Genomic DNA, 20,110 nt, shown 5'->3' on the forward strand with positions numbered 1-20,110 from the left:
GCCACAACGCCTGCACACACAACGCACCACACCCACCGCACACCGCACACACCCAGCGCGTCGCCCTCACTCGCCACTCGACGCCGCATCATGGAGGCATGCCCGAAGGAGACACCGTCCTGCAGACTGCCGGACGCCTGCACAACGCACTCGCCGGCCGGGTCCTCACCCGCTCCGACCTGCGTGTCCCCCGGTTCGCCACCGCCGACCTCACCGGCCGGGCGGTCCTGGACGTCGTTTCGCGCGGCAAGCACCTCCTCACCCGTATCGAGGGGGACCTGACGCTGCACAGCCATCTGCGGATGGACGGCGCCTGGCGCGTCTACGCCCCGGGTGAGCGCTGGCGCGGTGGCCCCGCCCACCAGATTCGCGCGGTCCTCGCCAACCCGGAGCACACGGCCGTCGGCTACCGGCTCCCCGTCCTCGAACTCCTTCGCACCCGGGACGAGGAGCAGGTGGTCGGCCACCTCGGCCCCGATCTGCTGGGCCCCGACTGGAACCCCGACACCGCTCTGCGCAATCTGCTCAGCGACCCCGCCCGCCCCCTCGGCGAAGCCCTCCTGGACCAGCGCAACCTGGCCGGAATCGGCAACGTCTACAAGGCCGAGCTCTGCTTCCTCGCCCGTGCCACCCCCTGGCTGCCCGTCGGCGACCTGGCACCTGCCACCGCAGCGCGCCTCGTCACCACGGCCAAGCAGCTCCTCGAAGCCAACCGCGACCGTCGGATGCGCACGACCACCGGCACCGCGACCCGCGGATTCGGCACGCACGAACGCCTCTGGGTCTACGGCAGGACGGACCGCCCCTGCCTGCGCTGCGGCACGCCCATCCGCACAGCGGACCAGGACACCCGCCCCGCCTACTGGTGTCCGCGCTGCCAATCGGGCCCCCACCCCGGTTGACGATCCGTCAGTTCCGGTCGTACGGTCCCGTCATGCCCCTCACCGTGTACGACCTCACGGGCCGCTCCGCGTTCGTCACCGGCGCGGCGGGCGGCATCGGCCGCGCAAGCGCCGTCCTTCTCGCGGCGGCGGGCGCCACCGTGCACTGCGCGGACCTCGACGAGAAGGGGTTGCTGGAGACCCGGGACCTGATCGCCGGAGCGGGCGGTACCTCCCATGTCCACCTCTTGGATGTCACCGACCGCGGTCGGATCAGGGCCGCGGTGGCTGCCGCGGGCGACCTCGACATCCTGGCCGCCGTCGCCGGAATCATGCATACGAGCAGCGTCCTGGAGACCACGGACGACGATCTCGACCGCGTCCTCTCCGTCAATTTCAAGGGCGTGCTGTACGCCTGTCAGGAAGTGGCCCGCGGCATGATCGCGCGCGGCGCGCCCGGCTCGCTGATCACCATGGCCTCCGGGGCGGTCGACGCCGCGAACCCGGGGCTGCTCTGCTACAGCGCGGCCAAGGCGGCGGTCGTCCAGCTGACGAAAACCCTCGCGGCAGAATTGGGGCCTCATTCCATTCGCGTCAACGCCGTCGCCCCGGGCTGGATCCGTACGCCCATGACCGCCCGCCACGACGCCGAACGGCAACACCGGGCGGAGGCCACGATGGCACGGATGTCCCCGCTCGGCCGGGTCGGCGAACCCGAGGACGTCGCCCACACCGTGCTTCATCTCGCATCCGACGCCTCGGCCTTCATGACCGGCCAGATCCTCCGCCCGAACGGCGGCGTAGCCATGCCGTGGTAGTTCGCCGGACCCGGCGGACCCACGGCAGCCCCACATCCGACCACCACTGCCCCAGATACCGCTTCGCACCGTCCGACCGCTGCCTCAGGTACCGCATCGCACCGTCCGACCATCGGCCCGCGCATCGCAGCCCCGCATCCGCCCACCGGCCCGCGAGCCGCGCCCCGACACCGGATTCCCATCCCCAGGGTCCGCCCCCGCCCCCGTCGGCCCCCGCCTGCGCGTCGGCATCCGTGCCGCTCGCCCGCGTCGACCCAGCCCTCGCGGCCGCATGCACGGGCAGGAGGCTCAGCCCCCATCCGCCCGCCGCCACCGCACCCTCGACAAGCCCCGCATGGGCCGGTTCCAACACGAGCCGCAGCACGGCCCACCACCACACCCCGCCGAGAACGAGCGCCGGCACCCATCGCCGTACCATGGCTGCCTCCTCCGGCCGAACCTAGTCCGGCGCGCTCACCCGGCGGGAGGGCGCACCGGTGCACCACCAGCGCGCAGTGCGCAGCCGCAGACCGTTGTGCGCTCTCCGCCCGGGAGATCCGGGCTTGCTCCGGATCACGGCTCCGCCTGAGTCGGAGGCGCTCCGGTACAGGCCGGTGCGGCCCGCATCGGGCCGCACCGAGACACTTCAGGCTGTTGCCGGTCCACGTCGGACCGTGTCGGTCCGTGCGTGTTCCTCCTGATCGATGCCTCTTACTCGCAGTCTCGCCCAGACACTCCCGGGCCGCATCCAGAACGGACCGCGCCCCTCCGGAGCAGCGCTCCAGGGCATGCGAAAGCCCCGGCAACCCACTGAGGGGCCGACCGGGGCTCCGCTTCGCACCGGGACCGCGCGGGTCAGGCGGCGACCACATCCACCGCTTCCGCGGGCGCCTTGATGGTCACCCGTCCCGTCGGCACACCTGCCACCGACGTCACGGAGACGGAATTGAGCATGGGGCGTACCGGCACTGGCACCGGATCGCTGGCTGCTGCCGACTCGGCCAGTTCGGCCAACGACAGCTCATCGCTCACTTCACGCATGAGCTCGGACATCCGTACGTCAAGCGCGTCGCAAATGGCGGAGAGCAGTTCGGAGGATGCCTCCTTCTGCCCCCGCTCCACCTCGGAGAGATAGCCGAGCGAGACTCGGGCGGACGAGGAGACTTCGCGCAGAGTACGGCCTTGGCGCTGGCGCTGCCGACGCAGCACGTCACCAAGCAGGCGACGGAGCAGAATCATCGGTGGCTCCCTCCTCGGACCGCGTAGCCGCATCCTTCACGCCCCACCGTACCGCCTTGCGCCGCGGCCGTGCGGGGAGCGATGTCGTGTTCACTCAGGGCTGCAAACATCAATTCCCCCCGTTCTGTTCCGTATCCTGTGCCCTTGCATTCTTGCCGAGTTCGGCGGAGAGCAATGCGAGCACGCTCCGTACGCTCTCTCTACGGATGTCCGTACGCCCGCCGTTCAATCGCAACGCGGTCACATTCTCCGCGTCGTCCGGCCCTGCCACCGCTACATAGACCGTGCCCACGGGCTTGCCGTCCTGGGGGTCGGGGCCGGCGACTCCCGTGGTGGCCACTCCCCAGTCTGCCCCGAGAACGCGACGCGCACCTGTCGCCATCTGCCGCGCCACCTCCGGGTCCACCGCGCCTCGGGCCGCGAGCAGGGCCTCGTCCACACCCAGCAGTTCCCGCTTCAAGGACGTCGCGTACGCCGTCACGGACCCGCGGAAGGAGCGCGAGGCACCCGGTACGGACGTCAGCTCCGCCGCGACCAGACCGCCGGTCAGCGACTCGGCGACGGCAAGAGTCTCACCACGCTCCGCGAGCAGCTCCAGCACCCGGGCCGCGGCGGTCACCGCTCGGCCTCCGTCGAGCCATGGGCGGTCGAGTCCCCGGAGACCGGCCCCGCGCCCCCGGCGGCCCCGCGCCCCTCGGCCATCCCGGACGCCCCCGCCGCGGTGGCCCTCTCCGCCGCCAGCCCCTTGCGGCGGAGCACGACGGCCTGGCGCACGTAGTCGAGCCCGGTGACGACCGTCAGCACGACGGCCACCGCCATCACCCAGAAGCGCAGGGTGGCGAGTGGACCGGTCAGCGCCAGGACGTACATCCCGACGGCCGTTCCCTGCGCCAGGGTCTTCATCTTCCCGCCGCGACTGGCCGGAATCACCGCATGCCGTATCACCCAGAACCGCATCAGCGTGATGCCGATCTCGCGGAAGAGGATCACGCCCGTGACCCACCAGGGCAGATCGCCGAGATAGGACAGGCAGATCAGCGCCGCGCCCATGATCGCCTTGTCCGCGATCGGGTCGGCGATCTTCCCGAAGTCGGTGACCAGGTCGTACGTGCGCGCGAGGTGGCCGTCGAACAGGTCGGTGATCATGGCGATGGCGAACGCTGCCCAGGCGAACGACCGCCAGGCCGGGTCGTAACCGCCGTTGTGCAGCAGCAACAGCACGAAGCCGGGCACCAGCACCAGTCGCAGCATGGTGAGCAGATTGGCGATGTTCCACAGACTGGCCTGATTGACGGCCGCGGTGCCCAGCTTGCCGCCGCGGACCGGCTTCGCGCCGGAGCCGCCTGCCGCGGATGCCGGGACTCCCGTCATCTGGCCGCCTCCACGAGTTCGGAACACTCGGCCACCAGGTCCACTCCCTCGGTGCCCACCACCTTCGCCTCGACCATACGGCCGGGCGCGAGGCCCTCGCGTGCGGTGAAGAGCACCTGGCCGTCCGTCTCGGGTGCCTGGTGCGCGGCGCGCCCCACCGCCCGCGGCTCGTCCTCGGTGGAGTCGACGGACTCGACCAGTACCTGAAGGGTCTCCCCGAGCCGCTCCTCCGCGCGCTGCGAGGTCAGTTCCTCGGCCAGCTGGGAGATGTGCGCGAGCCGCTCGGCGATGACGTCGGCGTCCAGCTTGTTCTCGTAGCCGACCGCCTCGGTGCCTTCCTCGTCGGAGTAGCCGAAGACGCCGATGGCGTCGAGCCGGGCACCGGTGAGGAAGCGTTCCAGCTCCGCCAGATCCGCCTCGGTCTCACCGGGGAAGCCCACGATGAAGTTGGAGCGGGCACCGGCCTGCGGAGCCTTGCCGCGGATGGTGTCCAGGAGCTCCAGGAAGCGGTCGGTGTCGCCGAAGCGACGCATGGCCCGCAGCACGCCGGGGGCCGAGTGCTGGAAGGACAGGTCGAAGTACGGGGCGACCTTCGGGGTCGAGGTCAGTACGTCGATGAGGCCCGGCCGCATCTCCGCGGGCTGCAGATAGCTGACCCGGATCCGCTCGATCCCCTCGACGTCGGCGAGCTCCGGCAGCAGCGTCTCCAGCAGCCTGATGTCGCCGAGGTCCTTGCCGTACGAGGTGTTGTTCTCGGAGACCAGCATGACCTCCTTCACGCCCTGCTCCGCCAGCCAGCGGGTCTCTCCCAGCACGTCCGAGGGGCGCCGCGAGATGAAGGAGCCGCGGAAGGACGGGATGGCGCAGAAGGAGCAGCGGCGGTCGCAGCCGGAGGCGAGCTTCACCGAGGCGACGGGGCTGGTGCCCAGCCGCCGGCGCAGGGGCGCACGCGGCCCGGAGACCGGAGCGACTCCTTCGGGGAGGTCCTCGGGGGCCGGGACCGCTGCGGCCTCCTGCGCGTGCCCCGGCAGGGCCACGGCGGCGTCCTGCCGCTCAGCCGGGCTGATCGGCAGGAGCTTTCGGCGGTCACGCGGGGTGTGCGAGGCGTGGATGCCGCCGTTGAGAATGGTCTGGAGGCGGTCGGAGATGTCGGCGTAGTCGTCGAATCCAAGGACGCCGTCCGCCTCGGGCAGCGCCTCGGCGAGGTCCTTGCCGTAGCGCTCGGCCATGCAGCCGACGGCGACCACGGCCTGCGTTCTGCCGTGGTCCTTCAGATCATTGGCTTCGAGCAGGGCGTCGACGGAGTCCTTCTTGGCGGCCTCGACGAATCCACAGGTGTTGACGACGGCGACATCCGCGTCGGTGGCATCCTCGACGAGCTCCCAGCCGTCCGCTGCCAAGCGGCCTGCGAGCTCCTCCGAGTCCACCTCGTTACGGGCGCAGCCAAGAGTGACAAGGGCGACGGTACGGCGTTCGGGCATGGGCTCAAGACTACTTTGTCCCGGCACCCGCCCTGCCGTGCAGGGTTCCACCGTTACACCGAGTAACAAAGCGGCGAGCGCCCGGCAGGATTGCCGGACGCCCGCCGCGTCGCGTGGGCGACTTCGGAGGCGGTGCGTGTGCGGGTCAGCCGACCGACGGGTCGCCCTTCGTGTACGAGAGCCGCTCGACCTGACCCGGCTGGAACTTGTCCTCGACCTTCTTGCCGTTCACGAAGAGCTCGATGGATCCGGCGTCACCGAGGACGAGGTCGACCCGCTCCTGGTCCTGGAACGTCTTGGACTGGCCCTGGAGCAGCAGGCCGTCGAAGAGCAGCCGCCCGTTGTGATCCTTGGCGGAGATCCAGCTCTTGCCCTGACTGGCGCTGAGCTTCACCGTCACCTTGTCCCTGGGTGCCGCGGCGATGGCACTGTCGGAAGGCGCCGGCTTGGGGTCGACGGGCTTGCTGGCCGTCGGCTTGGGGGTCTTGGTGTTGGGCGTCGAGCCCTCCGCGACCCGTGTGGTCGAGGAGTTGTCGTCGTCGCCGCCCTTGAGGAAGGTGAAACCGACGAAACCGACGACGGCGACGATCGCCGCGACCATGGCCGCCGTCCAGTTGGGCCGTCGGGGTTCGGAACGGATTCTCTCGGCCTCGAACAGCGGAGCCGCGGGCGTGGGCGCGGGACGGCCGCCGTGCTCGGCGTCGTACTGCGAAACCAGCGGTTCCGGGTCGATCCCGACGGCCCGCGCCAAGGTACGGATATGGCCGCGCGCGTACACGTCGCCGCCGCAGCGGGAGAAATCGTCCTCTTCGATCGCGCGCACGATGGGGATGCGCACCCGGGTGGACGAACTGATCTCTTCGACCGTGAGACCTGCGGCGATGCGAGCCTGCTGGAGCACTCGACCGATCGAAGGCCGGTCGTCTTCGGGGGAGTTGCCGATGGACACGGGGGCGCCTTTCGAGCGTGAGCCACCTGCTGGGTGTTCAGTCTAGGGGGGGTACGAAAGGGTGGGGCAACCGGGAGGAACGACTTTGTACGCCATCGGACTCGCGTCGTCGGACTCGAACGCATGGGACTCGCGTCAGAGGCTCGAACGCCGTCATATCCGCCGGGCCACCCCGAGAAGGACCATCCTGCCGCTCCTCCCTTCAACTTGACGTACGACCCGGCGAAAGGGTTGCCCGGACTTCACCTCGAACCCGGCTTCTCCAGGGATCCGGCGTCTCCTCGGAGCCGCTACGAAGCGGTTTCGCCGCGGATCAGTGCCAGCACCCCGTCCAGCTCGTCCGGTTTCACCATGACGTCACGCGCCTTGGATCCCTCGCTCGGCCCGACGATGTTCCGCGACTCCATGAGGTCCATCAGCCGGCCGGCCTTGGCGAAGCCGACCCGCAGCTTGCGCTGGAGCATCGAGGTCGATCCGAACTGGGTGGAGACGACCAGTTCGGCGGCCTGGCAGAGCAGATCCAGGTCGTCGCCGATGTCCTCGTCGATCTCCTTCTTCTTGGCGGTGCCGACCACCACGTCCTCGCGGAAGACCGGCGCCATCTGATCCTTGCAGTGCTGGACGATGGCCGCGACCTCGTCCTCGGTGACGAAGGCGCCCTGCATACGGGTGGGCTTGTTGGCGCCCATCGGCAGGAACAGACCGTCACCCTTTCCGATGAGCTTCTCGGCGCCGGGCTGATCGAGGATGACCCGGCTGTCGGCCAGCGAGGACGTGGCGAAGGCGAGCCGGGAGGGCACGTTCGCCTTGATCAGGCCGGTGACGACGTCGACCGAGGGCCGCTGGGTCGCGAGCACGAGGTGGATACCGGCTGCGCGGGCCAACTGGGTGATGCGGACGATGGCGTCCTCCACATCGCGCGGAGCGACCATCATCAGGTCGGCGAGCTCGTCGACGATCACCAGCAGATACGGGTACGGCGAGAGCTCGCGCTCACTGCCCTCCGGCGGTTTGACCTTGCCGTTGCGGACGGCCTGGTTGAAGTCGTCGATGTGCCGGTACCCGAACGCGGCGAGGTCGTCGTACCGGAGGTCCATCTCCCGTACGACCCACTGGAGGGCCTCGGCGGCGCGCTTGGGGTTGGTGATGATCGGCGTGATCAGGTGCGGGATGCCCTCGTACGCGGTCAGCTCGACCCGCTTGGGGTCGACCAGCACCATCCGGACGTCGTCCGGCGTCGCCCGCACCATGACCGAGGTGATCAGGCAGTTGATGCACGACGACTTGCCGGAACCGGTCGCGCCGGCCACCAGCACGTGCGGCATCTTCGCCAGGTTGGCCATCACATAGCCGCCCTCGACGTCCTTGCCGAGCGCGACCAGCATCGGATGGTCGTCCTCGGCTGCGTCCGCGAGGCGCAGTACGTCACCGAGGTTGACCATCTCCCGGTCGGTGTTGGGGATCTCGATGCCGACCGCCGACTTGCCCGGGATCGGGGAGATGATCCGGACGTCGGGGCTGGCGACGGCGTACGCGATGTTCTTGGCGAGGGCGGTGATCCGCTCGACCTTCACCGCGGGGCCGAGCTCCACCTCGTACCGGGTGACCGTCGGTCCGCGGGTGAAGCCGGTGACGGCGGCGTCGACCTTGAACTCGGTGAAGACGTTCGTCAGGGCCGCGACGATCGCGTCGTTGGCGGCGCTGCGGGTCTTGCCCGGTCCGCCGCGTTCCAACAGGTCGAGCGAGGGCAGCGAGTAGGTGATGTCGCCGGAGAGCTGCAACTGCTCGGCTCGGGCCGGCAACGGCTGGGACTGCGAGTCGGGCACGGGCTTCGTCAGATCGGGTACGCCGCCCGAGGGCGCCGCCCGCTCCGGCTTCCCTCCCCCGAGGGCGGGCTCGCCCTCCCTGGCCCCCGGTACCGGCGAGCCCGTGCGTTCGCGCTCCACGGAGACGCCCTGGGTGAGGTCGGCGACGATCGGCGAGGGCGGCATTCCGTTGAGCACGGCCCCGTCGAGCGCGGCCGCGGCGGCCGCGGCGACGTCCACCGCGTCCATGGTTCGGTTCATCGCGGGCTGCGCGGCGGGCCTGCGCGGCCTGCGGCGATTGGAGAGCGCGTCGGCCTCCGCCCGGTCGGGGTCGTACTCCTCGGGCGCCCCGGAGCGGCGGGCGGAGGAGCGGCGGCCGGGCAGCGCTTCGCGCCACTGCTCGTCGTAGCGTTCGTCGTCGCTCTCCTCGTCGGCCTCGGGGTCGTACACCGGGTCGAGGATGCCCAGCTTGGTGCCGAGCAGCCGGAGCCGTTGCGGAATGGCGTTCACCGGTGTGGCGGTGACGACGAGCAGCCCGAAGACCGTGAGCAGCAGCAGCAGCGGTACGGCGAGGACCTCGCCCATCGTGTAGATCAGCGGTTTGGAGGCCGCCCAGCCGATCAGCCCGCCCGCGTCCTGCATCGCCGTGGTGCCGTCGCCCCGGCCGGGCGATCCGCACGCGATGTGGACCTGTCCGAGCACCCCGACGACCAGGGCGGAGAGTCCGATGACGATGCGTCCGTTGGCCTCGGGCTTCTCCGGGTAGCGGATCAGCCGGACGGCGATGGCACCGAGCAGTATCGGCACGAGCAGATCGAGCCGGCCGAAGGCTCCGGTGACGAGCATCTCGACGAGGTCCCCGACGGGCCCGCGCAGATTCGACCAGGTGCCCGCGGCGACGACCAGCGCGAGACCGAGCAGCAGCAGCGCGACTCCGTCCTTGCGGTGTGCGGGGTCGAGCCCCTTGGCTCCCCGCCCTACGCCGCGGAACACCGCGCCGACTGCGTGGGCCGCACCGAGCCAGACGGCGCGTGCCAGGCGGTACACGCCACCGGTGGGCGACGGCGCCGGTTTGGGCGCGGCCGCCTTCTTGGCGGGGGCCCTCTTCGCGGGCGCGGTCTTCTTCGCGGCGGTCTTCTTGGCGGGCGCGGTCCTTTTGGCGGGCGCGGCTTTCTTGGCCGGCCCCGCGGTACGGCCGACGCGCTTCGCGGTGCCCGCCGTGCCCTGGGAACCCTTGCCGGACGTACGTGAGGCCATGGTGCCGAGGTTACCGGTGCCGACGGCCGTGAACACGTGCCCCTGCCGCTTCACCCGACCGTGTCGCTGGACAGAGGCCGGAAACTGACGCGCTCTCACGCACCCGGGCCGCCGGACGCCCTGACCCTGGATCGGCGAACCGGCGAACCAGCGATCCGTCACACCGGCGACCCGTCACACCGGCGAACGACCGAGCCGGCGCAGCAGTTGGGCCGGGTCCCCGGGCAACCGCCCGCCCCCGGCCGGAGGTCGCACCGCCGGACCGCTCCCCGTCGTGGAGTCGCGCGGCGGTACGACGTCACGCGGGGAGCACGGGCGCGCCGCTTCCGGTGCCGGGTTCCAGTGCATCGAGTGCCCGGCGCAGGCCGGTCAGTTTGCGTTCCAGGTGGGCGGCGGTGGCCACGGCCGCCGCGTCCGCCGACTCGTCGTCGAGCTGCTTGGAGAGCGCTTCGGCCTGCTCCTCGACGGCCGCGAGCCGCGCCGAGAGCTCGGCCAGCAGCCCTGCGGGCTCCCGCTCGTGGCCCGCGCCGCCGTTGGTGTCGCTCTCCAGCTGGAGGCGCAGCAGCGCCGCCTGCTCGCGCAGCTTGCAGTTCTTCATGTACAGCTCGACGAAGACCGAGACCTTGGCCCGCAGCACCCACGGGTCGAACGGCTTCGAGATGTAGTCCACCGCGCCCGCCGCGTAACCCCTGAAGGTGTGATGCGGACCATGATTGATCGCGGTGAGAAAGATGATCGGGATGTCGCGGGTCCGTTCCCGCCGCTTGATGTGCGCCGCAGTTTCGAAACCGTCCATGCCCGGCATCTGGACGTCCAGCAGAATGACCGCAAAGTCGTCCGTGAGCAGCGCTTTGAGCGCTTCCTCCCCTGACGATGCCCGTACCAGTGTCTGATCGAGCGCAGAGAGGATGGCCTCCAGCGCCAGCAGATTCTCCGGCCGGTCATCGACCAGGAGGATCTTGGCCTTCTGCACCATGGCCCGTCCTCCTCGCCCCGGAATTGCACCGGGCGCCGCCCCAGGGGACGACTCCCTTACGCCGTCCGTCCTTGTGCCGGTCATGGTAGCCGCACCCCGCCCGTCACCACACCCTGTCACCGCGATGTCACTGTGCACACAGCAGAAACGCGGTGGGGGACGAGAAGGTTCCCCGTACAGCGCCTTCTCACACTCCCGCGAGCACAGTCGATCACCAACTCATCGCGATTCCCTCAGCCAATGATCACTCTCCGCGCATCCACTGCTCCATTACGGAAAGGAGATGATCAGGATCGACAGGCTTGGTCACATAATCGGAAGCGCCGGATTCGATCGCCTTCTCCCGGTCCCCCTTCATGGCCTTCGCGGTCAGCGCGACGATCGGCAGGCCGGCGAACTGGGGCATCCGACGGATCGCCGTCGTCGTGGCATAGCCGTCCATCTCCGGCATCATGATGTCCATCAGTACGACCGTCACATCGTCGTGCTGTTCCAGGACTTCGATCCCCACGCGTCCGTTCTCCGCGTACAGCACCGAGAGACCGTGCTGCTCCAGCACGCTGGTGAGCGCGAAGACATTGCGGATGTCGTCGTCGACGATCAGCACCTTCTCGCCGTGGAACCGGAACGTCCTGCGGACCTCCGGTTCCTCCTGCCCGCCCAGCGCCCACGACTCCTGCGGAGCGGCCGGAACGGCAGCACGGGGCGGCAGCACGGGCCGCCGCTCCACACTCCCCGGGATCGTGCGTCGCCGCATCGGCCCGGCGGCTCCAGCGATGTCGAAGACACCGGAGACACCGGCCGGATCCTGCGCGGTGGCAGTCGGGCCGGCGCTCGGACCAGCCTCCGGAAGCAGACCTTCGTCGGCCGCGGCGCCGTGCGCCTCGCCCGGCCCCGGGCCGATCTGCGGATACCCCTGCGGCGGCAACTCGCTCGGGTGCAGCGGCAGATACAGCGTGAAGGTCGAGCCGCGGCCCGGCTCGCTCGCCGCGTGGATCTCGCCGCCCAGCAGCCGGGCGATCTCCCGGCTGATGGACAGGCCGAGCCCCGTACCGCCGTACTTGCGACTGGTCGTACCGTCCGCCTGCTTGAACGCCTCGAAGATCACCAGCATCTTGCTGGAGGCGATCCCGATCCCCGTGTCGGTGACCGAGAAGGCGATCAGATCGGCATCGGCGTCACGCAGCGAGCCGGCCTCCAGGAGCTGCTCGCGGATGGCGTTCGGCACGTCCTCGTCGGCGTGCCTGATCACCAGCTCGACCGCCCCGCTGTCGGTGAACTTCACCGCGTTGGAAAGGAGATTGCGCAGCACCTGGAGCAGCCGCTGCTCGTCCGTGTGCAGGGTAGCGGGCAGCTCCGGCGAGACCCGAACGGAGAAATCGAGGCCCTTCTCCGCGGTGAGCGGCCGGAATGTCGCCTCCACGTAGTCGACGAGCTGGACCAGCGCGATCCGGGTCGGGCTGACATCCATCTTGCCCGCCTCGACCTTCGTCAGATCGAGGATGTCGTTGATCAGCTGGAGGAGATCGGACCCGGCCCCGTGGATCGTCTCGGCGAACTCCACCTGCTTCGGCGAGAGATTCCCCTCGGCATTGTCCGCGAGCAACTTGGCGAGAATGAGCAGCGAATTGAGCGGTGTGCGCAACTCGTGCGACATGTTCGCCAGGAACTCCGACTTGTAGCGCATCGAGACCGCGAGCTGCTCGGCACGCTCCTCCAGCACCTGCCGGGCATCCTCGATCTCGGTGTTCTTGACCTCGATGTCGCGGTTCTGCTGGGCCAGCAGCTCGGCCTTCTCCTCCAGTTCGGCGTTGGATGCCTGAAGCGCCTTCTGCCGGTTCTCCAACTCCTGCGAACGATCCCGCAATTGCTCGGCCAGCTCCTGCGACTGCTCAAGGAGCTTCTCGGTCTTCGTATTGACGCTGATGGTGTTGACGCTCGTTGCGATCATCTCGGCGAGCTGGTTGAGGAAGTCCCGCTGGATATGCGTGAACGGCTGGAACGAGGCCAGCTCGATCACACCGAGAACCTTCCCCTCGAAGAGCACCGGCAGCACGATCACATGCGCGGGCGGCGCCTCGCCGAGCCCGGAGGAGATCTTCAGATACCCCGGTGGAACGTTGTCCACCTGAATGGTCCGCTTCTCCTCCGCGGCCGTGCCGATGAGCGTCTCACCGGGCCGGAACGATGTCGGCATCGACCCCGCCGAATATCCGTAACTGCCCCTCATGCGGAGTTCGTACGAGCTGTCCTTCTCACTCTCCGACCCCACCGCGCCGGTGTCCCCGGTCGGCATGGCCAGGAAGAACGCACCGTGCTGCGCGGAGACGACCGGGGTCAGCTCGCTCATGATCAGCGAGGCCACGTCGTCGAGATCGCGCCGCCCCTGCATCAGACCGGAGATCCGGGCGAGATTGCCCTTCAGCCAGTCCTGCTCCTTGTTGGTCGCCGTGGTGTCGCGCAGGTTGGCGATCATCGTATTGATGTTGTCCTGCAGGGCCTGGATCTCGCCCGCCGCGTCCACGTCGATCTTGAGGTTGAGATCACCGCGGGTCACCGCGGTGGCGACGGCCGCGATGGCCCGCACCTGACGGGTCAGGTTCCCGGCCATCTCGTTCACGGACTCGGTGAGGTCGCGCCAGGTGCCGTCGACGTCCCGGACCCGGGCCTGGCCGCCCAGCTGCCCCTCCGTACCCACCTCACGAGCCACCCGGGTCACCTGCTCGGCGAACGAAGAGAGCTGGTCGACCATCGTGTTGATGGTGTTCTTCAACTCCTGGATCTCACCGCGCGCGTCGATGTCGATCTTCTTCGTGAGGTCGCCCTTCGCGATGGCCGTGGTGACCGTGGCGATCTGCCGCACCTGACCGGTCAGATTGGACGCCATCGAGTTCACGGACTCGGTGAGGTCCTTCCACGTACCGGAGACCCCGGGGACGCGCGCCTGGCCGCCCAGTTCGCCTTCCGTACCCACCTCACGGGCGACTCGCGTCACCTCGTCGGCGAACGAGGACAGCGTCGTCACCATCGTGTTGACGGTGTCGGCGAGCTCGGCGACCTCGCCCCGCGCCTCGACGGTGACCTTCTTCGTCAGATCGCCGTTGGCGACCGCGGACGAGACCCGGGAGATGTTCCGCACCTGACTGGTCAGGTTGTTGGCCATCAGGTTGACGTTGTCGCTGAGGTCCTTCCAGATGCCGGTCGCCCCGCGCACCCGGGCCTGGCCGCCGAGGATGCCCTCGGTACCCACCTCACGGGCGACCCGCGTCACCTCGTCGGCGAAGTTGAGCAGCTGGTCGACCATGGTGTTGACGGTCGTGACCAGTTCGAGGATCTCGCCCTTGGCGTCCACCGTGATCTTCTTCGACAGATCGCCATTGGCGACCGCGGTGGTGACCTCGGCGATGTTGCGCACCTGAAGGGTCAGGTTGTTCGCCATGCCGTTGACGGACTGGGTGAGGTCCTTCCACGTACCGGACACCCCCTGCACCTCGGCCTGGCCGCCCAGCATGCCTTCCGTGCCCACCTCGCGGGCCACCCGCGTCACCTGCTCCGCGAAGTTCGAGAGCTGGTCCACCATCGTGTTGAGGGTGTTCTTCAGCTCCAGGATCTCGCCGCGCGCATCCACATCGATCTTCTGCGACAGGTCACCGCGCGCCACCGCCGTGGCGACCTGCGCGATGTTGCGGACCTGAGCGGTGAGGTTCCCCGCCATGCCGTTGACCGAATCGGTCAGATCACGCCACACACCGGCCACGCCGGGGACCTGCGCCTGGCCGCCGAGCCGCCCGTCGGTGCCCACCTCGCGGGCCACCCGGGTCACCTGGTCGGCAAAGGCGGAGAGCTGGTCCACCATCGTGTTGATGGTGTTCTTCAGCTCCAGGATCTCGCCGCGCGCATCCACATCGATCTTCTGCGACAGGTCACCGCGCGCCACCGCCGTGGTCACCTGCGCGATCTGGCGCACCTGGGAGGTCAGGTTCCCCGCCATGAAGTTGACGGAGTCGGTGAGCTCCTTCCACGTACCGGAAACGCCGTCGACCCGGGCCTGGCCGCCGAGGCGGCCCTCCGTGCCCACGTCACGCGCCATCCGCGTCACCTGGTCGGCGAACGACGAGAGCTGCGCCACCATCGTGTTGACGGTGTTCTTCAGCTCCAGCATCTCGCCCGCGACATCGACGGTGACCTTCTGCGAGAGATCGCCGTTGGCGACCGCGGTCGTCACCTGCGCGATGTCCCGCACCTGCCCCGTCAGGTTCCGGAACGCCGTGTTCACCGAGTCGGTGAGGTCCTTCCAGGTCCCCGCCGCCCCCGGCACCTCGGCCTGACCGCCCAGCCGGCCCTCGACGCCGACCTCCCGGGCCACCCGGGTCACTTCCGAACCGAAGGACTGGAGCTGGTCCACCATCGTGTTGACGGTGTTCTTCAGCTCCAGCATCTCGCCGGCCACATCGACGGTGACCTTCTGCGTCATGTCACCGCTGGCCACCGCCGTGGTCACCTGCGCGATGTCGCGCACCTGGGTCGTCAGGTTCCGGAAGACCGTGTTCACCGAGTCGGTGAGGTCCTTCCAGGTCCCCGCCGCCCCCGGCACCTGGGCCTGGCCGCCGAGCAGACCCTCGCCACCGACCTCGCTGGCCACCCGGGTCACTTCGTCCGCGAAGGTCCGCAGCGTCTCCGTCATCTGGTTGATGGTCTCGGCCAGCTGCGCCACCTCGCCCCGGGCGCTCACCCTGACCTTCTGGGACAGGTCGCCGTTGGCCACGGCCGTCGTCACCTCGGCGATCCCCCGCACCTGGGAGGTCAGGTTTCCGGCCATCGTGTTGACGGAGTCGGTGAGGTCCTTCCACACCCCGGCCACGCCCGGCACGGTCGCCTGCCCGCCCAGCTCGCCCTCCGTGCCCACCTCGCGGGCGACCCGGGTCACCTCGGAGGAGAACGACGACAGCTGGTCGACCATGGTGTTGACGGTGTTCTTCAGCTGGAGCATCTCGCCGGCCACATGGACGGTGACCTTCCGCGACAGGTCGCCCTTGGCGACCGCCGTCGTCACCAGGGCGATGTCCCGCACCTGCGCCGTGAGCCGGTACGCCATGGTGTTCACGGAGTCCGTGAGGTCCTTCCACGACCCGGACATCCCGCGCACCTGGGCCTGCCCGCCCAGCTTGCCCTCGGTACCCACCTCGACCGCGACCCGCGTCACCTGCTCGGTGAACGCCGACAACTGGTCGACCAGGTTGTTGACCGTACGGGCGACCTTCAGGAACTCGCCGCGCAGCGGCCGTACCGTTTCGTCGGCCGTGTGCGACCGCAGTTCCATCCGCTGTTCGAGATCACCGTCGGCCACCGCCGACAGCACCCGCCCGACCTCCGAGACCGGCCGGGCCAGATCGTCCACCAGCTCGTTGGAGGCGTCGATGGCGGCGGCCCAGGAGCCCTCACAGGCGCCGGTCTCCAGCCGCTCGGTGAGTTTCCCCTCACGTCCGACCACCCGCCGCACCCGGGCCAGCTCGCCGGTGAGGTGAAGATTGCGGTCGGCGACCTCGTTGAAGACTGCCGCGATCTCCGCCATCACGCCGTCGCCCGAGACGGTCAGGCGCCTGCGGAAGTTCCCGTCGCGCATCGCGACCAGGCCCGCCAGTAGTCTGTTGAGCGCCGCCGCATCGACATCGACGGTTCCATTGCGCTGCTTCTTCACGGGCTGTCCGCCTTTTGTGCGCGTGCCTGTTCCCCGCGCCGCCACGCCAGACTCCACCGTGATCCCTCCCGCAGGGGTTGACCGTATCGCTCGGGCCTTATCTGGGAGCTTGCCCAGTTCCTCATTGGCTACCGCCACTGCCCACCGTCGACGGGTGACCATGCGGACGTCAAATCGTTGAAACGTACCAGGTCCGACCTGATCGGGGTGCAGCCTCCAACGGTTGCCGCACATACCCCTGTTGGGAAGACCACACTTGTTCGGTCACGTGTCTGTTACTGGTCGTTGCTACCCGAAGTCGGCCCTCGTGTACCCGGTACCGAGACCGAGCGTCTAGCCTGGCTAGGCGAATCGAAGCGGCGAGAAACGGGCACAGGACTCGGGGAAGCGACGAGACACCATATGGGGAGTGCTGTGATCACCGCGCGCGCGGCTGCCACCTTCGACCCGGTCGGGCGCTCCGTCGCGACCGCCCGCGCCTTCGTCCGTGACACGCTCCAGGGATGGGGATACACGGATGTCGTCGACGACGCCGTCGTTCTCACCAGCGAGCTCGTGACCAACGCCGTGGTGCACGCGGGCACGGCCGCGGACGTGCTGTGCCTGCGTACGGAGGACGGCGTACGGGTCGAGGTCTCGGACCACTATCCGGAACGCGAGATCCCGCTCCAGACCACGGCCCTGGACTTCGGCAGCCCGGACCGCGAGAACGGCCGCGGACTGCTGCTCTGCGCGGCGCTCGCCTCCCGGTGGGGCGTCGAGTATTCACCCACCCGCAAACATGTCTGGTTCCAGCTCGATCTTCCGGAGCGCCCGGTGGGCATCCGCTCCGCCGGCCCGCTGCTCCCGGTCGGGCTGCTCCCGGTCGCCGACGAGCGCGTCCGGGTCGCCGTCGTCCAGATCGACGGCACCGGTTCCATCGCTGCCTGGAACGAGGACGCGGCGTTCCTCTTCGGATACACCGCCGACCAGGTCACCGGGAAACAGCTCACCGACCTCACCGCCTGGCCGCAGACGCCCGGCACCAACACCGGCATCGTCGAGGCACTGCGGCTCTCGCGCTGGGAGGGCAGCTACGGGATCCGGGGCGCCGACGGCCGCACCATCCCCGTCTACGCCTCACACCTCCGCGTCCGCGACACCCACGGCGAACCGTCCACGGTCTGCCTGCTCGTCCGCGACTACGAACGCGCCGTACTCCAGTCCCCGGTCCGCACACCGGTCTCCGACGCGAACGCCGACGGCCACAAGACGGATCCGTTCGAGATCTTCATCGGCTCCCCGGCCCCCGACGACCTCGATGGCCTGCTCCAGCGCACGGTCGAGCGGGCCCGCGACATGCTCGACGCCGATGCGGCCTTCCTGCTGCTGGCGACGGACGACGAAACGGAACTCGAGGTACGGGCCACGACCGGCCTGCCCTCCGCCCGCCAGCGATTCGCCAGGGTTCCGGTCGAGGCAGGCACCGGACGGTACGGCTCCGCCCGGATGCCCGCCGTCCACGAGGACCTCGACAACGTCCCCGGCGCCGTCCCCCTGCTCGGCGGCACCGGGATGCGCTCCGTCGTCACCGTCCCGCTGAAGGTCGAAGGACGCCTCACCGGCTCTCTCGGAGTCGCCGCGGAAGCGGCCGGCCGCTACTCCAACGAGGAGGCCCTGCGCCTCCAGTTCGCCGCGGACCGCATCGCGCTGGCCGTGGAATCGGCCCGCCTGGGCGAGCTGGAGCGCCTGCGCCGCGGTTCCCTCTCCTTCCTCGTCGAGGCCTCCGACCTGCTCGCGGGCACGCTCGACCGGGACCAGACCCTGGCCCTGATGGCCCAGATGACGGTCCCCACCCTGGCCACCTGGTGCGCCGTCTACACGATCGCCGACCAGTCCTCGGAGCCGTACCTCTCCTACGTCCTGCACGAGGACGAGGAGCGCATCGACGGCCTCAAGGCCCTACTGTCCAAGATCGCTCCCCCGGACCCCGTGCCGACCCCCGGCGCCCGCGTCTGGGCGGCCCCGTCCGAGGCCGCCCACCAGGCGGCCCTGCGCATCTCGATGCGTACGCTCGGCCTCGGCGAACCCGGCGGGCTCGGCTCCGGTGTCCATACGACGCTCGCCACCGCCGCCGCAGTGGGCGGAGAGACCGTGGTCCTGCCACTCGTCGCCCGAAACCGCGTCATCGGCATGCTCACGCTCGGAAAGCCCTCCGACGACCACTTCCGCCAGGAGATCCTGGAACTGGCCGAGGATCTTTCACGACGCGCGGCCCTCGCACTCGACAACGCCCGCCTCTACTCGGAGCGCATGGCGATCAGTCAGTCCCTCCAGCGCAGCCTGCTGCCGCCGGGGCTGCCCGAGGTCCCCAACGTCGAGATCGAGGTCATCTACCGCGCTGCGGGCGAAGGCAATGAGGTCGGTGGCGACTTCTACGACGTCTTCCCGATCCGTGACGGAGCCTACGGCTTCGCCATCGGTGACGTCTGCGGTACGGGTCCTGAAGCGGCGGCCGTCACCGGTCTCGCCCGCCACGCCCTGCGTCTCCTCGCCCGAGAGGGCTTCGGCGGCCCGGCAGTCCTGGAGCGCCTCAACGCCGCCATCCTGGACGAGGGCGCCCGCAGCCGCTTCCTGACCCTCCTGTACGGGGAGCTGTGGCCCCAGGAGGACGGCAGTGCTCTCCTGAAGGTCGTCTGCGCGGGCCACCCCCTGCCGCTGCGCCTGCACCAGGACGGCTCGGTCGAAGCGGCGGCCGAACCCCAGCCGCTGCTGGGCGTCATCGAGGACCTCGAACTGTACGAGCAGACGGTCACTCTCGCCCCGGGCGATGTCCTGCTGTGCGTGACCGACGGTGTCACGGAACGCCGCGAGGGCACCCGCATGCTCGGCGACGACGGCCTGGCGGACGTCCTGGCCACCTGTACGGGCCTCACGGCCGGCGCGGTGGCGGCGCGCATCCTGCGGGCGGTCGAACGCTTCGCCGCCGAGCCGGCCTCCGACGACATGGCCATCCTCGCCATGCGCGTCCCCGAGCACCCCACCACCTGACCGCATTTCACCGGGACCGGATCCGCTGCGGCATTCCAACACCGCAGCGGGCACGGGTGCGTGAGAGTACGGCAACCCTGACGGCCATTCACCCCGTATTCCGGGGGCATGGCGACCCACGGAGATGGCGGACCACCCCGAGACCGGTCTCCACGCGCCCGGTACGGCCCCCAGGGCCGCTTCTGGGAGCACCGGACCGACCACGGCGTCCAAGCCCGGTTGGAACCTGCGCCAGTGGGGCCAGGACGTGTCCACGCAGGGCATGCAAAAAGGCCCCCGCCATTTGGCGGGGGCCTTTTTCTTACCTGAGCCCCAATGCGGAATCGAACCGCAGACCTTCTCCTTACCATGGAGACGCTCTACCGACTGAGCTATTGGGGCCTTGCTGCGCTGTGGCAACGAGGTAAAGCATACCGTGAACTCAGGGATGCTCAAAACCAGTGCCTGCAGAAGGTTCTGACGAGCCCTCACCAGGAACCCGCCACCCCTCTCACCACGACGCTCGTAGAGCGCCCCGTAGCTGATGGGTTTTGAACGCAGAAAAGCCCCGTGCCACAAGGGCACGGGGCTTCTCACAAAAGGAGTTCGGCGGCGTCCTACTCTCCCACAGGGTCCCCCCTGCAGTA

11 protein-coding genes and 1 tRNA gene are annotated in these 20,110 nt (G+C 69.4%); 3 read left to right on the forward strand and 9 right to left on the reverse strand.

What is annotated here, in order from left to right; translation table 11 throughout:
• The first annotated feature begins 98 nt into the window (after positions 1-98).
• A complete protein-coding gene (locus ACFVT1_RS33305) occupies positions 99-902 on the forward strand; it encodes a DNA-formamidopyrimidine glycosylase family protein (protein ID WP_389802319.1) in 804 nt (267 codons plus the stop codon).
• A gap of 32 nt (positions 903-934) precedes the next feature.
• Positions 935-1,699 (forward strand): SDR family NAD(P)-dependent oxidoreductase, encoded by a 765-nt coding sequence (locus ACFVT1_RS33310; RefSeq protein ID WP_389802321.1) that lies wholly within the window; start codon positions 935-937, stop codon positions 1,697-1,699.
• Between the two features lie 834 nt (positions 1,700-2,533).
• On the opposite strand, the gene ACFVT1_RS33315 is transcribed toward ACFVT1_RS33310, so the two are convergent.
• From ACFVT1_RS33315 to ACFVT1_RS33350, 8 genes are all read right to left on the reverse strand, one after another.
• On the reverse strand, positions 2,534-2,917 hold the full coding sequence (locus ACFVT1_RS33315; protein WP_018105285.1) for a helix-turn-helix domain-containing protein: 384 nt from the start codon (positions 2,915-2,917) through the stop codon (positions 2,534-2,536).
• A gap of 109 nt (positions 2,918-3,026) precedes the next feature.
• A complete protein-coding gene (locus ACFVT1_RS33320) occupies positions 3,027-3,536 on the reverse strand; it encodes a CinA family protein (protein WP_389802324.1) in 510 nt (169 codons plus the stop codon).
• Positions 3,533-4,288 (reverse strand): CDP-diacylglycerol--glycerol-3-phosphate 3-phosphatidyltransferase, encoded by a 756-nt coding sequence (gene pgsA, locus ACFVT1_RS33325; RefSeq protein WP_389802327.1) that lies wholly within the window; start codon positions 4,286-4,288, stop codon positions 3,533-3,535. The genes ACFVT1_RS33320 and pgsA overlap by 4 nt, the downstream gene beginning before the upstream one ends.
• Complete coding sequence (gene rimO / locus ACFVT1_RS33330; protein ID WP_389802330.1) at positions 4,285-5,769, reverse strand: 30S ribosomal protein S12 methylthiotransferase RimO; 1,485 nt, start codon at positions 5,767-5,769, stop codon at positions 4,285-4,287. The genes pgsA and rimO overlap by 4 nt, the downstream gene beginning before the upstream one ends.
• Before the next feature lie 145 nt (positions 5,770-5,914).
• Positions 5,915-6,718 (reverse strand): helix-turn-helix domain-containing protein, encoded by an 804-nt coding sequence (locus ACFVT1_RS33335; protein ID WP_389802332.1) that lies wholly within the window; start codon positions 6,716-6,718, stop codon positions 5,915-5,917.
• 290 nt (positions 6,719-7,008) lie between these two features.
• On the reverse strand, positions 7,009-9,780 hold the full coding sequence (locus tag ACFVT1_RS33340; RefSeq protein ID WP_389802335.1) for a DNA translocase FtsK: 2,772 nt from the start codon (positions 9,778-9,780) through the stop codon (positions 7,009-7,011).
• Positions 9,781-10,078: 298 nt separating this feature from the next.
• Positions 10,079-10,756, reverse strand: coding sequence for a two-component system response regulator (locus ACFVT1_RS33345; RefSeq protein WP_389802337.1), 678 nt, complete (start codon positions 10,754-10,756; stop codon positions 10,079-10,081).
• 244 nt (positions 10,757-11,000) lie between these two features.
• Complete coding sequence (locus ACFVT1_RS33350; RefSeq protein WP_389802340.1) at positions 11,001-16,454, reverse strand: HAMP domain-containing protein; 5,454 nt, start codon at positions 16,452-16,454, stop codon at positions 11,001-11,003.
• 414 nt (positions 16,455-16,868) lie between these two features.
• Between ACFVT1_RS33350 and ACFVT1_RS33355 the strand changes: the two genes are divergently transcribed.
• Complete coding sequence (locus tag ACFVT1_RS33355) at positions 16,869-19,484, forward strand: SpoIIE family protein phosphatase (RefSeq protein ID WP_389802342.1); 2,616 nt, start codon at positions 16,869-16,871, stop codon at positions 19,482-19,484.
• Between the two features lie 308 nt (positions 19,485-19,792).
• Here ACFVT1_RS33355 and ACFVT1_RS33360 read toward each other — a convergent pair.
• Positions 19,793-19,865 (reverse strand) — tRNA-Thr (locus ACFVT1_RS33360).
• Positions 19,866-20,110: the final 245 nt, after the last annotated feature.

Origin of the sequence: Streptomyces sp. NPDC057963 (assembly GCF_042887155.1) — a bacterium.
Classification (GTDB): Bacteria; Actinomycetota; Actinomycetes; order Streptomycetales; family Streptomycetaceae; genus Streptomyces.

Excerpts from the sequence above, each read along its gene's own strand:
- ACFVT1_RS33305 (WP_389802319.1), top strand. The coding sequence starts at position 99 with ATGCCCGAAGGAGACACCGTCCTGCAGACTGCCGGACGCCTGCACAAC.
- ACFVT1_RS33315 (WP_018105285.1), bottom strand. The coding sequence starts at position 2,917 with ATGATTCTGCTCCGTCGCCTGCTTGGTGACGTGCTGCGTCGGCAGCGC.
- pgsA (WP_389802327.1), bottom strand. The coding sequence starts at position 4,288 with ATGACGGGAGTCCCGGCATCCGCGGCAGGCGGCTCCGGCGCGAAGCCG.
- ACFVT1_RS33340 (WP_389802335.1), bottom strand. The coding sequence starts at position 9,780 with ATGGCCTCACGTACGTCCGGCAAGGGTTCCCAGGGCACGGCGGGCACC.
- ACFVT1_RS33310 (WP_389802321.1), top strand. The coding sequence starts at position 935 with ATGCCCCTCACCGTGTACGACCTCACGGGCCGCTCCGCGTTCGTCACC.
- ACFVT1_RS33345 (WP_389802337.1), bottom strand. The coding sequence starts at position 10,756 with ATGGTGCAGAAGGCCAAGATCCTCCTGGTCGATGACCGGCCGGAGAAT.
- rimO (WP_389802330.1), bottom strand. The coding sequence starts at position 5,769 with ATGCCCGAACGCCGTACCGTCGCCCTTGTCACTCTTGGCTGCGCCCGT.